Consider the following 13,866-nt stretch of genomic DNA (forward strand, 5'->3'; position numbering starts at 1 on the left):
GGGCGGTCGGCGCCCTCGGCCCACGAACGGTCTGTGCGGTCGCTGTGACCCGCGCGTCCGAGCCCCGCGCGGGCGAGGCCGCGCGGGGCTGGGCTCAGACCTCGATCTCGACCTCGGCGTCGACCTCGGCGCGGGCCGCGCCCTTCTCCGACTTGTCCGGCACCACGAAGCGGTAGCCGACGTTGCGGACGGTGCCGATCAGCTGCTCGTGCTCCGGCCCGAGCTTGGCCCGCAGCCGACGGACGTGGACGTCCACCGTCCGGGTGCCGCCGAAGTAGTCGTAGCCCCAGACCTCCTGCAGCAGCTGGGCGCGCGTGAAGACGCGGCCGGGGTGCTGCGCGAGGTACTTGATGAGCTCGAACTCCTTGAAGGTCAGGTCCAGCACCCGGCCCTTGAGCTTGGCGCTGTAGGTCGCCTCGTCGACCGAGAGGTCGCCGTTGCGGATCTCCATCGGGCTCTCGTCGGTCACGACCGACTGGCGTCCGATGGCCAGGCGCAGCCGCGCCTCCACCTCGGCCGGGCCGGCCGTGTCGAGCAGGACGTCGTCGACGCCCCAGTCGGCGGTCACGGCGGCGAGGCCGCCCTCGGTGACGATCAGCAGCACGGGCGCGCCCGGACCGGTGGACCGCAGCAGCTGGCACAGGCTGCGGATGTGGGGCAGATCACGGCGCCCGTCGACGAGGATCACGTCGGAGCTGGGGGTGTCGACCAGGGCGGAGCCCTCGGCCGGTGCGACGCGGACGTTGTGCAGGAGCAGGCCGAGGGCGGGCAGCACCTCTGCGCTGGGCTGCAGGGCGTTGGTCAGCAGCAGGAGAGAACTCATACCCGGTTAGTCCCCTTTCCGGGTGGGCCGGTGACACTTCGTACTACGCCGACCGCGCACGTCTTCGGGCGCAGCCGGTAACGTCCGGCTTTCGCACGAACGTCCGTATCTCGCGTTCACAAAGCACAAAAGGACCCGGGGGCGACACTGCCCGGATCCCTCTCGACTAGGAGAATAGCCCACATGGACGCCCCAGCGAAGAGTGAAGTCCGCCTCTCGGACACCTGGCGTTCCTGGCGCTCTCCCGCGCAGGCGCGGCTGACCACGGCCGACGGCGTCTCCCTGCACGCGGAGTACCTCCCGCCGAGCGGCACGTCTCACGATGTGGCGGTGGTGCTCGCGCACGGGTTCAGCGGGGCGGTGGAACGCCCGGCCGTGCGGCGCGCGGCGCGGATCTTCGCCCGGCACGGGGGCGTCGTCACCTTCTCCTTCCGCGGCCACGGCCGCTCCGGCGGACTGTCGACCGTCGGCGATCGGGAGGTTCTCGACCTGGACGCGGCCGTCGCCTGGGCCCGGACGCTCGGCTTCGCCCGCGTCGCCACCGTGGGTTTCTCCATGGGCGGCGCGGTCGTCGTCCGGCACGCGGCCCTGCGCGGCGGCGTCACCGCGGTCGCCGCGGTCAGCGCGCCGGCCCGCTGGTACTACCGGGGCACGGTGCCGATGCGCCGCCTGCACTGGGTCGTGATGCGCCCCCTCGGACGGGTGGTCGGCCGGGTCGGGCTGAGGACGCGCATCGACCCGAACGAGTGGACCGAGATCCCGCTGCCACCCGTGGAGGCGGCCGCACGGGTCGGCGTCCCGCTGCTGGTCGTCCACGGCGACGCCGACCCGTACTTCCCGCTCGACCACCCGCGCTCGCTGGTGGAGGCCGCGGCCTCCACCGGGGCCTCGCCGAAGCCGGAGCTGTGGATCGAGCCCGGCTTCGGTCACGCGGAGAACGCGGCGCCGCAGGAGCTGCTGGAGCGTGTCGCGGCGTGGGTGACGACGCACGCGCAGGAGCCGGGAGCAGGCCGCTGACCTGCCGCGCGTGACGGTTCTGTGTGTGATTGGCGATGATGGCCCGATGCAAGGTGCGACGGAGACAGTCAAGAACGGCGTGATCCGCTACTGGGCGGCCGCCAAGGCCGAGGCGGGCACGGCCGAGGAGGCGTACGCGGCGGTGACCCTCGCCGAGGCGCTGGACGCCGCGCGGGCCCGTCACGCCGACCACCCGCGCTTCGCGCAGGTGCTGGCCCACTGCTCGTTCCTGGTCGACGGCGCTCAGGTCGGCTCCCGCGACCACGCCGTGGTCGCCCTCACCGAGGGCGGCACCGTCGAGGTCCTCCCGCCGTTCGCGGGCGGGTGAGCGGCGCGATGAGCGAGTACCCGCAGAGCTGGTCCGGCTATCCGATCGACCCGGCGGCCACACCGGCCCCGTCCGAGGGCGACGCGGCGGACGCGGCCGCCCGGACCGCGTACCTGCCGCCCGTCCCGGCCGCGCCGCAGGGCTACCCGGAGCACCCGCAGTACCCGCCGTACCCGGCGCCGCCGCAGGAGGCACCCGCGGGGCTCCCGCCGTACCCGGCGCACCCGCTGGCGGAGCAGCCCCCGGGCTACCCGGCGCCCACGCCGTCCGCCCCGGGCGCCGGCTTCCCGGCGCACCCGGCCGATCAGGCTTTCCAGGGCCACCAGGGCCAGGGCCACCTGGGTCAGGACTACCAGGGCTACCAGGGTCACCCGGCAGCCGGCCTGGCCGGCCAGGGTTACCCCGGGCAGGCGGGGGCCGACCAGACGGCGCTGCTGCCGCCGATCCCGGGGCAGCCGGAGTCGGAACCGGAGTCGTCGTCGACGGGTCAGTCGCGCTTCGACCACATCCAGGCGAAGTACGGCGCGGCGGCCGAGCAGCCGCAGACCCCCGCGCCTGCCGCGCCCGCGCCCGTCGAGGCGGGCCAGGGTCCGTCCTGGCCGGACGGTTGGGACCGTCCGGCGTCGCCGCCGCGCGCCTGGGCCCCGGCCCCGCAGCCTGCGGCACCGTTCCCTCCCGGCGGGTACGGGCACGACCCGCTCTCGCCCACCACGGACCCGCTCGGCGCTCCTGCGGGGGCGCACCAGCCGTACGCCGGGCCCGGCCCGTCCTTCCCCACGCCCGGCCCCGTCCCGCAGGCGGCCGCCTACACCGGCCCGGCGCCGGTGGGTGACCCGCTGGGTGCTCCCGTCGGGCCCCACCAGCCTTTCCCGCCGCAGGGGCCGTTCCCCGGCCCGGGTGCGCCGCAGCAGTCGTTCGGGCAGGACGCGGCCGGAGGTGGTTCGCTGCGTGAGGCCTTTGCCGCTGCGCAGCCGACCGGCCCCGGTGCGGGTGCCCCGCAGGGCCCGTTCGCGGGTCCCGGCGCACCGCAGCAGGCGTTGGGGCAGGACGCGGCCGGGGGTGGCTCGCTGCGTGAGGCGTTCGCGGCCGCGCAGCCGACCGGACCCCGGGCCGGGCAGGCCGCTGCTGTCGTCGCGCCCGCCGTCGCGGCTGCGCCGCCCGCGCGGAGCGGTTCGCCGATCATCGACCCGGGGGTGCAGCCGGGCGCGATCACGCTCGTGCTCGGCGCGCTGATCGGTGTCGCCGCGCTCGCGGGCAAGTTCGGGCTGGTCGTGCCGGTGGCGCTGCTGCAGGCGGTGACGGCCGCCGGGTGGTTCCGGCTGAACGGCATGTGGCCCGCCCGGCAGGGCATCGCCCTGGCCGCGCTCGGCGGGTTCGTCGCCGACGCCGCGATCCTCGCCGCGTCCGCGCACTCCACCGGGCCCGCGATCCTCGCGGGGGCGCTCGGCGGGTTCTTCCTCCTGGTCCTGATCCTGCAGATCTTCCGCCCGAGCAACCCGGACGAGCGGTTCTACGCCCTCACCGTCTGCGCCTCGGCGACCGTGGTCACGGTCCTCGCGGGCGCGTACCTGGCCGTGGGCTCGGGCAAGGCCGTCCTCGCGGGCGCGATCGCCGCGGGCGTCAGCGCGGCCGTCTCGGCGGCGCTGCGCAAGCCCGCCGTGGCCGGCTTCGCCGCGGGCGGCCTGCTGGGCGTGCTCGTGGGCGGCGGCCTGGGCCTCGCGACGGGGCTGGGGCTGACGCAGGGCCTGCTGCTGGGGCTGGGCGCGGGCGTCTGCGCCCTGATCGGGCGGCGCGTCGCGGCGTACGACTTCCCGTCGCGCTTCGTCCACATGACGGCCGGCATCGCCCTGCCGCTGGCGCTCGCCGCGCCGATGGTCTACCTCATCGCCCGCTGACCAGGGTGATCGCGGGACCGGGCAACCACGGGAGCCCGGTCCCGCGTCTTCTCCACGTCGAACGAGAGCAACCGAAGGGATCCGACACGATGCGCAACCTGCGTCGCCTGCTCATCATCCTGGTGCTGCTCTTCGGGGTGTTCGTGACGGTGGACCGCGTGGCCGTGCGCTTCGCGGAGGACCAGGCCGCCGCGAAGATCCAGTCCGCGCGCGGTCTGGCGAGCAAGCCGGACGTCACGATCGAGGGCTTCCCGTTCCTGACCCAGCTGATCGGCTCCAAGCTGGACGAGATCAAGGTCCACGCCAACGACGTGAAGGACCAGCAGAGCAAGGTCCAGATCGCCTCACTGGACGCGGACCTCACCGGGGTCCAGGTCTCCAGCGACTACTCCAGCGCCGTGGCGGACCGCGCCACCGGCCGGGTGCTGCTGACCTACGAGGCCCTCACCGCCGCCCTGCCGAACGGCACGACCGTGGCCTACGGCGGTTCGCCGGGCAAGGTCAAGGTGAGCACGAACATCGGCGGGCAGACGCTCTCGGGCAGCGCGGACATCTCCGTCACGGGCGGCAACCAGGTCCAGCTGTCCCACCTGGACACCGGCGACGCCGGCCTCGACATCCTGGGCAACATCTTCTCGCCCACGGTGCCGGTGGCCGGCCTGCCGAGCGGCCTGCGGCTCGACTCGATCGAGGCCCAGGAGAACGGCGTCTTCATCAACGCGTCCGGCACGAACGTCAGCCTCAACGGCTGACCAAGCCGTCCGGATTCTGAGACGCACTGTCCATGGCGGCGCCCCTGACGGCCCGGACGCCCCTCCGGGGCGGTGCCACTTCGGCTCCGCGACGCCCGCAAAGGCTGTCGCGTCCCGAATCGTGGATACTTTTGTCTCACCATTCAATACTTCGGTGACAGCGCTCCGCTGGTTCCCTAGCATCGTTCTCATGAAGCGACAGGCGGACCTCACGAAGCGGCGGGCAGTAGACCTGTGCCGCGTCGCTGCCTGCCTCTGTCGAATGCGCTGATCGGGCGGTCCTGCCCCGCTTTCGCGCAGATCTCCCGCGCTGCTCCGCACCGCCGAGCGGCGCCTTTGAAACACTTCCTGCCGCACGTCCACGATCCGGACTCCCCTCCGGACGTTCCACCACGCGCGGCGACCAACCTTCCGCAACTGCCCCGGAGGAGTTTTTCCCATGAGCCGTAGTGACGTCCTGGTCAGCGCCGACTGGGTTCAGGACCACCTGGACGACCCGAAGGTCGTCGTGGTCGAGGTCGACGAGGACACCGCCGCCTACGACAAGAACCACATCCGCAACGCCGTGCGGATCGACTGGAAGAAGGACCTCCAGGACCCGGTCCGCCGCGACTTCGTGGACCAGGCCGGCTTCGAGGCCCTGCTCTCCGCCAAGGGCATCGCCAACGACGACACCGTCGTCCTCTACGGCGGCAACAACAACTGGTTCGCCTCCTACGCGTTCTGGTACTTCAAGCTCTACGGCCACGGCGACGTCAAGCTCCTCGACGGCGGCCGCAAGAAGTGGGAGCTCGACTCCCGCGAGCTGGTCGACGGCGCCAACGTCCCGAACCGCGCCGCCACCGAGTACAAGGCGCAGGCCCAGGACACCTCCATCCGCGCCTTCCGTGACGACGTCGTCGCCGCGATCGGCAGCAAGAACCTCGTCGACGTCCGTTCGCCCGACGAGTTCTCCGGCCGCCTGCTCGCCCCCGCGCACCTGCCGCAGGAGCAGTCGCAGCGTCCGGGCCACGTCCCGACCGCGCGCAACATCCCGTGGTCCAAGAACGCCAACGACGACGGCACCTTCAAGTCGGACGACGAGCTGCGCGACCTCTACCAGGCCGAGAACGTCGACCTGTCCAAGGACACCATCGCCTACTGCCGCATCGGCGAGCGCTCCGCGCTCACCTGGTTCGTGCTGCACCAGCTGCTCGGCCAGACCAACGTCAAGAACTACGACGGCTCGTGGACCGAGTACGGCAGCCTCGTCGGCGTGCCGATCGAGCTCGGCTCCAACTGAGCAGGCCGCGCCAAGCGAAGCAAGGAGAGTACGGACATGTGTGGAGCCAAGGCCGGTGGGCCCGAGCTGGCAGGAGTTGACGTGGCCAACGAGACGATCATCCAGGGTTCGGTGACCCGCGACGGCGAGCCGGTCAACGGCTACGTCCGGCTGCTGGACGCGAGCGGCGAGTTCACCGCGGAGGTCCCGACCTCGGCGACGGGCCAGTTCCGCTTCTTCGCCGCCCCGGGCAGCTGGACGCTGCGTGCCCTCGTCCCGGGCGCCACGGTCGACCGCTCGGTCGTGGCCCAGCAGGGCCAGTTCACCGAGGTCGCCATCACCGTCTGAACGAGGTGACGATGCCCCCTTCCGGCCCAGCCGGAAGGGGGCTCGCGCGTTCCAGGGCCGCGTCAGCGGGAAGACTGGGGGTATGCAGTCGCGACGTCGGCACGTGTACTACGCCCTGATGGGAGCCTGCCTGCTGCTCATCGTGCTGGCGTGGAACGTGGTGCGGTTGTGGTCCGTCCCCGCGGCGGTGGTGATGAGCCTGGTCGCCATGGTCATCCCGCCGGTCGCCGCGATCGTGGCGAACCGGCGCGGCCCCGACGACCCCTGGTGGGACGACCCGTCGGTGAGCCGGCGCGTCCCCGGTCCGCGACGGCCGCGCCAGCCCCGGTCTCGGTGACCGAACCGTCGGCTCTCGTATGGCGGGCCTCACCGTGAGCGGGGGAGAGGCGCCGACTAGACTCGGCGCAGGACTGTTCCCCACCGATGAGGACATGCAATGACCACGTTCTTCGAGATCCTGCTGGGCGTCATGGCGGTCGCCATCGTGTGGTTCGCGTACTACTCCGTCACCAAGCTCTACCAGGGTCAGCGCTGAACATGATCGAGATCCCCTCCGGCCTGCACCAGGACGTCGTCTCCCTGGCCTTCCTCCTCGGTACCTGGGAGGGTGCGGGCGTCTTCGAGCCGCTTCCTGGACAGACGAGCCCCGGCGAGGAGAAGTGCAACTTCGGCCAGGAGATCGTCTTCCGGCACGACGGCCGCCCGTTCCTGGAGTTCCGCTCCCGCACCTGGGTGCTGGACGAGCAGGGCGAGAAGGTCCGCCCGCTCGAGAACGAGCACGGCTTCTGGCGCGTGACCAGCAACGCCCACGGCACCTCCGGCGTCCGTGAGATCGAGTTCTCCTCCGTCCGCGACGACGGCACGGTCGAGATCTGGTACGGCGAGCTGGCCGACGGCAAGCCGCAGATCGACATCGCCACCGACGCCGTCGCCCGGATCGAGGGCGCGCCCGCCTACAGCGGCGGCAAGCGCCTGTACGGGTACGTCAACGAGGACCTGATGTGGGTCGGCGAGAAGGCCGCCCCCGAGGTGCCGCTGCGTCCCTACATGTCGGCGCAGCTGAAGAAGGTGCTCAGCCCCGCCAAGCTGATCGAGGACATCGCGGACCTCCCGGACGACGGCATCGCCTTCTTCCGCTGAGCCGCGGCCGACCCACCGCTCAGGACGCTCCTGTCCCGTACCCCCCTAGACTCGGGGGTACGGGACTTTTGCGTGCGCGGACGTGCGTGGACCAGACAGGGGCTTGTTTCTCGTGAGCAGCGGCATCGACTGGCAGACGGATCTGCGCCAACGCGGCTACCGGCTCACCCCGCAGCGTCAGCTGGTGCTGCAGGCCGTCGACGAGCTGGAGCACGCCACGCCGGACGAGGTGCTCACCGCCGTGCGGCGCACGGCGGCCGGCGTGAACATCTCCACCGTCTACCGCACCCTGGACCTGCTGGAGGAACTGGGCCTGGTCACCCACGCCCACCTCGGTCACGGCGCTCCCACCTACCACCTGGCCAGCCGCGACCAGCACATGCACCTGGTCTGCCGGGACTGCGACGCGGTCATCGAGACCGATGTCGCGCTGGCCGCGCCGTTCGTGGAATCCCTGCGGCGCGCCCATGGTTTCGAAACTGACATGAAGCACTTCGCCATCTTCGGCCGCTGCGCGTCCTGCACGGCGAAGGCGGAACGTGCCCAGGAGACGGCTGAGGAGAACGACGCGTGACCACCCCCGCGACGACGAGGACCGAGACCACCGCCTACCGCAGTCCGCTGCTGGACCGCCTGCCCGGCGCGGTCGTGGCCGACGGCGTGGACGTGGGCGTCGCCGCCCACTACGGCGACCTGTTCCGCGAGCAGCGGGCGCTGGCCTCCGGTCAGGGCTTCGTCGACCTCTCCCACCGGGGCGTCGTCACCGTCTCCGGCCCCGAGCGCCTGAGCTGGCTGCACCTGCTGCTGACGCAGCACGTCAGCGAGCTCCCGCCGGGCCGCGCCACGGAGGCGCTGATCCTCTCCCCGAACGGGCACGTCGAGCACGCCCTCTACCTGGTCGACGACGGCGCGACGGTGTGGATGCACGTCGAGCCCGGCACGACCGGGGAGCTGGTGGCCTACCTGCAGAAGATGAAGTTCTTCGCCCAGGTCGAGATCGCCGACGCGACGGCCGAGTACGCCGTCGTCTTCGCGGCGCCGGATGCTCCGGCCGTCCCCGAGGCCGCGGCGGTGCGCGAGCTCGCCCACGGTCGGGACCTGTTCCTCCCCCGTGCCGTTCTGGCGGACGCGGTCACCGGCCTCGGCCCGGCGGCCGGCCTGTGGGCCTACGAGGCCCTGCGTGTCGAGGCACACCGCCCCCGCTTGGGCTTCGAGACCGACCACCGCACGATCCCGCACGAGCTGGGCTGGCTGGAGACCGCCGTCCACCTCCAGAAGGGCTGCTACCGAGGTCAGGAGACGGTCGCCCGGGTCCACAACCTCGGCCGCCCCCCGCGCCGTCTGGTCTTCCTCCACCTCGACGGCAGCGAGGAATCCCTTCCCTCGCACGGTGACCCGATCCGCGTCGCCGCCGACGGCCCGGACAGCCGCCCGGTCGGCTTCGTCACGACGGCGGTCCGGCACCACGAGCTGGGGCCGATCGCGCTGGGTCTGATCAAGCGCAACACGGCGCCGGAGGCGCAGCTGCTCGCCGGCACGGTGGCCGCAGCGCAGGAGCTGATCGTCGAGCCGTAAGGGCTACGGGCAGGTGTGCCAGGCGTGGGAGACGACCTTGACCAGCTCGGGGTCGTCCAGGAGCGGACCGTTCTCGAAGCCGTCGGCGGTGGCGCCGAAGACGAACGACGTCCGGATGCCGCCCGACTCGCGGTCGAGCAGGAGTTGGCTCCGCAGTTTCGGCGTCGGCGGCTCGGTGTAGCCCGCGGCGGTCAGCACCGGGCGGAGGAGCGAGAGACCGACGCCCTCGGCGGGGTGGTCGAGCACCTGGCCGTGCCAGACCGGCACGACCATCATCTCCACCACCCGGCAACGGCAGACCTCGAGCTGCAGGTTGCCGTAGCCGAACCAGCGCGGCCACCTGCTCCTCTCGTGCACCGGGCCGCCCTCCCCGGCCGGGCCGTGGCGATCGGCCAGTTCCGCCAGGGAGGCGCGGCAGCCGATGCCGTCGATCCGGTCGGTGCGGGCCAGCTCGACCAGCAGGCGCACCGCCGCGTCGATCTCCCCCGGGTCGCCCACGTCAGAACTCCAGCACGACCGTGAAGGGCCCGTCGTTGGTCAACGACACCTTCATGTCCGCGCCGAAGCGTCCCGTTGCCACCGTCGCGCCGAGGGCGCGGAGTTGGGCGACGACCTCGTCGACCAGGGGCTCGGCCACGGGGCCGGGCGCCGCCGCGTTCCAGGTGGGGCGACGGCCCTTGCGGGCGTCGCCGTAGAGGGTGAACTGGCTGATCACCAGCAGCGGGGCGTTCAGGTCCGAGCAGGACTTCTCGCCCTCCAGGATGCGGAGCGACCACAGCTTCCGTGCCATCAGCGCGGCCTGTTCGGGGGTGTCCTCGTGGGTCACCCCGACCAGGACGCACAGACCCGGTCCCAGGATGGACCCGACGACCTCGCCGTCGACGGTCACGCTTGCCTCGGTCACCCGCTGAGCCACTGCACGCATGCCCCTATTCTCCGGCACGCCGGTACTGGGCCGTTCGTGGGGGCGTGCGGAGGATGTCCGCACGCCCCCACGCCGACCCCGCGAGGGCCGTGCGCTGGGGATATGCGGCGGTCGTACTTATCACCGTCATTCGCCACGGGCCCGATCGGGTGCAGCCGTCGACGAACCCTCGTCCGACGATGGCACGATGCACCCGTGGGACACCAAGACGACCTCGCCGCGCCCCTCGTGCCCGCTCCTCCCGGGACGGGCCTCGCCGCGCTGGGCCTGGACGAGCTGCGCACCCTACGGCGCGAGGCCCAGCAGGAGGAGGCCGACCTGTCCTACCTGCGGCGCCTGCTGCAGGGTCGGGTCGACATCCTGCGCGCCGAGCTGGACCGGCGCAGCGCGCTGGCCGAGGCGCCTGCGGACACCCTTCTGGAGCATCTGCCGGAGATCCTCGCGGACATCCCGTCCCAGGTGCGGCACTCCGCCCGCCACCTCACCGTCTCCACACCGAGCAGCCGCCAGTACCGGGCGCTCGCGGACGAACTCATGGCCGACGCCAGGCTCGCGGACCTCACCGGTCAGAGCGACGGGCAGCTGCTCGCGGCCTGCCGCCGGCTCAGCGCGCACGAGCGCGGCATCTCCCGGCGGCGTCACCGGCTCCAGCGGACGGTGGACGAGTGCAGCGCGGAGATCGCACGCAGGTACCGTGAAGGGGAAGCACGCGTCGACGACCTGCTCACCGGCGGGTGACCCCGGCCGAGGGCGGTCCCCCTGGAAGGTTCCAAGGCACACCCTCATGTCTGCACCCTCTGCTCCCTCCTCCGCCTCCCTGCCCGCCGACCTGCCGGTCCTGGCCGAGGTCGTCCGTTCCGGTTTCGTCGAGGGCCACCACCGCGGCTCGCTGGTGATCCTCGCCGCCGACGGCAGCGTCGACTTCGCCCTCGGCGTCCCCGAGCTCCCCGTCTTTCCGCGCTCCAGCAACAAGCCGATGCAGGCCACGGCCGTGCTGCGGACCGGCCTGGACCTGGACGGCGTGTTCCTCGCCCTCGCGGCGGCCAGCCACTCCGCGGAAACGTTTCACCTCGAGGCCGTCCGCAAGATCCTCGCCTCTGCCGGCCTGGACGAGTCCGACCTGCAGACCCCTCCCTCCCTCTCCCTCGACGAGGACGAGGCCGAGGCGTGGATACGCGCCGGCGGCCGGCGTGAGCGCATCCTGATGGACTGCTCCGGCAAGCACGCGGCGATGCTCGCGTCCTGCGTCCACAACGGCTGGGACACCGCGACCTACCTCGACGAGAACCACCCGGTCCAGGTCGAGGCCCGCGCCACGCTGGAGGAGCTGAGCGGCGAGCCGGTCGCCGCGGTCGGCACCGACGGCTGCGGCGCGCCGCTGATGGCCGTCAGCCTCGTCGCGCTGGCGCGCGCCTTCCGCGCCCACGTCCTGGCCGACCCCGGCACCCCGCAGCGCCGCGTCGCCGACGCGATGCGCGCGCACCCCGAGTACGTCGCGGGCACCCGCCGCATCGACACCTGGCTGATGCGCGCGGTCCCGGGCGCGATGGCCAAGATGGGTGCGGAGTCCGTCCAGGCCGTCGCCCTCCCGGACGGCCGCGCCCTCGCCTTCAAGATCGACGACGGTGCGAAGCGGGCCCTGGGCCCGGTCCTCGCGGCAGCCCTGCGCCGCATGGGCGTCACCACCGAGGACGACACTCTCGACCGCATCGCGGCAGCCCCGCTCCTCGGCGGCGGAGCGCCGGTCGGCGAGGTCCGGGCCGCGTTCTAGTTGCACTATCCAGGGGCGCGAGGAACTGCGCGAGCAACCATTGGCGTGCGGATGGCCCTGCGCGTTGAGGAGCATCCGCACGTCGGTGTCTTGTCGCGCAGTCCTCGCGCCCCTGGAGGTGCAACGACCCGCGGTGGCGAAAGCTAGCCCTCCGCCCCGGTGATCCGGCCGAAGGCCTCGAGGTTGCGGGTGGACTCGCCGCGCTTGACGCGCCACTCCCACTCGCGGCGGATCGCCGTCGCGAAGCCCAGCTCCAGCAGCTGGTTGAACGGCTCGTCCGCGTTCTCCAGGACCGTGCCCAGCAGCCGGTCGACCTCCTCCGCCGTCACGGCGGCCAGCGGGAGCCGACCCACCAGGTACACGTCCCCGAGCCGGTCCAGCGCGTAGGCGAGGCCGTAGATGCGGGTGTTGCGCTCCAGCAGCCAGCGGAAGAACTCCTCGAACTTCTCGTCCGGCCGCCGCACCACGAACGCGTTCAGTGACAGCGTCTGCTCGCCGACGCGCAACGAGCACGTCGTGGAGAGCTTGCGCGTGCCCGGGAGCTGGGCCACGAACGTCCACGGATCATCGGACGGCTGCTCCCAGGCGACCCCGGACTCCTCCAGCGCGGCCCGCAGCACCTCGGCCACCCGGACCCGCGCCGCCTGCCCTGTGTCCCGCTCTTCACCCATGCTCGGCACGTTACCGTGCCGTAGCCGCCGCCATCCCGTGGGACTGCGCCGCGCGCGTCCGGGCGATGGAGTCGGCGTACAGCTCGGCCGTGGTGCGGGCCGCCGCGTCCCACCCGAAGGCGCGCGCATGACGCGCGGCCGCCGCGCCCATGCGGGCGCCCAGCTCGGGGTGGTCGACGAAGCGGCGCAGGGTCCGCGCCCAGGCGCGGAGGTCGTGGCCGTGGACGAGGAAGCCCGTCTCGCCGTCGCGCACCGCGACGGGCAGGCCGCCGACCGCGGCGGCGACGACGGGGGTGCCGCAGGCCTGGGCCTCGAGGGCGACCAGGCCGAAGGACTCGCTGTGGGAGGGCATCACCAGGGCGGTCGCGGCCCGGTACCAGTCCGCGAGCTCCGCGTGCGAGACCGGCGGCTGGAAGCGGATGACGTCGCAGACGCCCAGCTGGGCCGCGAGCTTCTGCAGGGCCTCGGGCTTGGCCATGCCGCTGCCGCTGGGGCCGCCGACGATCGGGACGACGATGCGGCTGCGCAGTTCGGGTGACTCGTCCAGCAGTTGCGCGACCGCGCGGACGAGCACGTCGGGGGCCTTGAGCGGCTGTATTCGGCCCGCGAAGAGGAGGACCACCGCGTCGACCGGCAGCCCGAGCCGGGAGCGGATGGCCCGTACCCGTGCCGCCTCGGCGGCCGGGTCCAGCGGCTTGTCCAGGGCGTCGCCGACGGGGCCGGTGGGCGTGGCCGTGGCGGGACGGAAGACCTCCAGGTTCACACCCGGGTGGACGACGGAGAGCTGCTCCGGGTGCGCGCCGTAGTGGTGCGCGAGCTGCTGCGCCTCCTCGTCGGTGTTGGCGATCAGCCGGTCGGCCGCGGCGACGACCTGCGATTCGCCGATGACGCGGGCGGCGGGCTCGGGTGTGTCGCCCATCGCGAGGGAGGCGTTCTTGACCTTGGCCATGGTGTGCATGGTGTGCACCAGCGGCACGCCCCAGCGGTCGGCGGCGAGCCAGCCGACCTGGCCGGAGAGCCAGTAGTGCGAGTGCACGACGTCGTAGTGGCCCGGGCGGTGCCCGGCCTCGGTGCGCAGCACGCCGTGGGTGAACGCGCAGAGCTGGGCCGGCAGGTCCTCCTTCAGCAGCCCCTCGTAGGGGCCTGCCGTGACATGCCTCACCAGCACGCCGGGGGCCAGCTCCACGAGCGGGGGCAGCTCCGACGCGGTGGCACGGGTGAAGATCTCCACCTCGGTGCCCTGCTCCGCGAGGCGCTTGGACAGCTCCACGATGTAGACGTTCATGCCCCCCGCGTCGCCGGTTCCCGGCTGGTGGAGCGGGGAGGTGTGCACGCTCAGCATGGCGACTCGGGCGGGCTG

At 72.6% G+C, this 13,866-nt stretch carries 18 protein-coding genes; 13 read left to right on the forward strand and 5 right to left on the reverse strand.

Annotated elements, in window-relative coordinates:
• Positions 1-94 precede the first annotated feature (94 nt).
• On the reverse strand, positions 95-823 hold the full coding sequence (locus BMY61_RS35955) for a response regulator transcription factor (RefSeq protein WP_042461514.1): 729 nt from the start codon (positions 821-823) through the stop codon (positions 95-97).
• Between the two features lie 183 nt (positions 824-1,006).
• Between BMY61_RS35955 and BMY61_RS35960 the strand changes: the two genes are divergently transcribed.
• The 11 genes from BMY61_RS35960 to ygfZ all read left to right on the forward strand — a co-directional run bounded on the left by BMY61_RS35960 (position 1,007) and on the right by ygfZ (position 9,139).
• Entirely contained in the window at positions 1,007-1,840 is an 834-nt protein-coding gene (locus tag BMY61_RS35960; RefSeq protein WP_042461511.1) for an alpha/beta hydrolase, read from the forward strand.
• Positions 1,841-1,886: 46 nt separating this feature from the next.
• The gene (locus tag BMY61_RS35965; protein WP_174514580.1) at positions 1,887-2,168 is read left to right on the forward strand and encodes a MoaD/ThiS family protein; all 282 of its coding nucleotides are present in this window, start codon (positions 1,887-1,889) and stop codon (positions 2,166-2,168) included.
• An 8-nt stretch (positions 2,169-2,176) separates the two neighbouring features.
• Entirely contained in the window at positions 2,177-4,063 is a 1,887-nt protein-coding gene (locus tag BMY61_RS35970; protein ID WP_143094689.1) for a hypothetical protein, read from the forward strand.
• A gap of 89 nt (positions 4,064-4,152) precedes the next feature.
• Positions 4,153-4,815, forward strand: coding sequence for an LmeA family phospholipid-binding protein (locus BMY61_RS35975; RefSeq protein WP_042457755.1), 663 nt, complete (start codon positions 4,153-4,155; stop codon positions 4,813-4,815).
• Positions 4,816-5,005: 190 nt separating this feature from the next.
• Positions 5,006-5,086, forward strand: a complete 81-nt coding sequence (locus tag BMY61_RS48905) for an Ms5788A family Cys-rich leader peptide (RefSeq protein WP_369405619.1) — start codon at positions 5,006-5,008, stop codon at positions 5,084-5,086.
• Between the two features lie 168 nt (positions 5,087-5,254).
• Positions 5,255-6,097, forward strand: coding sequence for a sulfurtransferase (locus BMY61_RS35980; RefSeq protein WP_042457758.1), 843 nt, complete (start codon positions 5,255-5,257; stop codon positions 6,095-6,097).
• A gap of 36 nt (positions 6,098-6,133) precedes the next feature.
• Positions 6,134-6,424 carry a DUF1416 domain-containing protein gene (locus tag BMY61_RS35985; RefSeq protein ID WP_042457762.1) on the forward strand — a complete coding sequence of 97 codons (291 nt, stop codon included), beginning with the start codon at positions 6,134-6,136 and terminating at the stop codon, positions 6,422-6,424.
• 82 nt (positions 6,425-6,506) lie between these two features.
• The gene (locus BMY61_RS35990; protein WP_042457765.1) at positions 6,507-6,761 is read left to right on the forward strand and encodes a DUF3099 domain-containing protein; all 255 of its coding nucleotides are present in this window, start codon (positions 6,507-6,509) and stop codon (positions 6,759-6,761) included.
• 200 nt (positions 6,762-6,961) lie between these two features.
• Positions 6,962-7,564 (forward strand): heme-binding beta-barrel domain-containing protein, encoded by a 603-nt coding sequence (locus BMY61_RS35995; protein WP_042457768.1) that lies wholly within the window; start codon positions 6,962-6,964, stop codon positions 7,562-7,564.
• 112 nt (positions 7,565-7,676) lie between these two features.
• A complete protein-coding gene (locus BMY61_RS36000) occupies positions 7,677-8,138 on the forward strand; it encodes a Fur family transcriptional regulator (protein ID WP_425314730.1) in 462 nt (153 codons plus the stop codon).
• Positions 8,135-9,139 (forward strand): CAF17-like 4Fe-4S cluster assembly/insertion protein YgfZ, encoded by a 1,005-nt coding sequence (gene ygfZ / locus BMY61_RS36005; RefSeq protein ID WP_082015556.1) that lies wholly within the window; start codon positions 8,135-8,137, stop codon positions 9,137-9,139. The genes BMY61_RS36000 and ygfZ overlap by 4 nt, the downstream gene beginning before the upstream one ends.
• 3 nt (positions 9,140-9,142) lie before the next feature.
• Here the strand turns inward: ygfZ and BMY61_RS36010 are convergent, their stop codons facing one another.
• Complete coding sequence (locus tag BMY61_RS36010) at positions 9,143-9,637, reverse strand: hypothetical protein (RefSeq protein WP_052439400.1); 495 nt, start codon at positions 9,635-9,637, stop codon at positions 9,143-9,145.
• 1 nt (position 9,638) lies between these two features.
• The gene (dtd, locus tag BMY61_RS36015) at positions 9,639-10,064 is read right to left on the reverse strand and encodes a D-aminoacyl-tRNA deacylase (RefSeq protein ID WP_042457774.1); all 426 of its coding nucleotides are present in this window, start codon (positions 10,062-10,064) and stop codon (positions 9,639-9,641) included.
• A 195-nt stretch (positions 10,065-10,259) separates the two neighbouring features.
• On the opposite strand from dtd, the gene BMY61_RS36020 reads away from it, so the two are divergent.
• The gene (locus BMY61_RS36020) at positions 10,260-10,802 is read left to right on the forward strand and encodes an RsiG family protein (RefSeq protein WP_042457777.1); all 543 of its coding nucleotides are present in this window, start codon (positions 10,260-10,262) and stop codon (positions 10,800-10,802) included.
• A gap of 46 nt (positions 10,803-10,848) precedes the next feature.
• Positions 10,849-11,835: an asparaginase gene (locus BMY61_RS36025; protein ID WP_042457779.1), complete on the forward strand. Its 987-nt coding sequence runs from the start codon at positions 10,849-10,851 to the stop codon at positions 11,833-11,835.
• 143 nt (positions 11,836-11,978) lie between these two features.
• Here the strand turns inward: BMY61_RS36025 and BMY61_RS36030 are convergent, their stop codons facing one another.
• Entirely contained in the window at positions 11,979-12,506 is a 528-nt protein-coding gene (locus BMY61_RS36030) for a type III secretion system chaperone family protein (protein WP_082015566.1), read from the reverse strand.
• 10 nt (positions 12,507-12,516) lie between these two features.
• Positions 12,517-13,848 (reverse strand): glycosyltransferase, encoded by a 1,332-nt coding sequence (locus BMY61_RS36035; protein ID WP_082015557.1) that lies wholly within the window; start codon positions 13,846-13,848, stop codon positions 12,517-12,519.
• Between the last annotated feature and the right edge of the window lie 18 nt (positions 13,849-13,866).

The sequence above is a fragment of the Streptacidiphilus jiangxiensis genome (genome assembly GCF_900109465.1).
Lineage (GTDB): Bacteria > Actinomycetota > Actinomycetes > Streptomycetales > Streptomycetaceae > Streptacidiphilus > Streptacidiphilus jiangxiensis.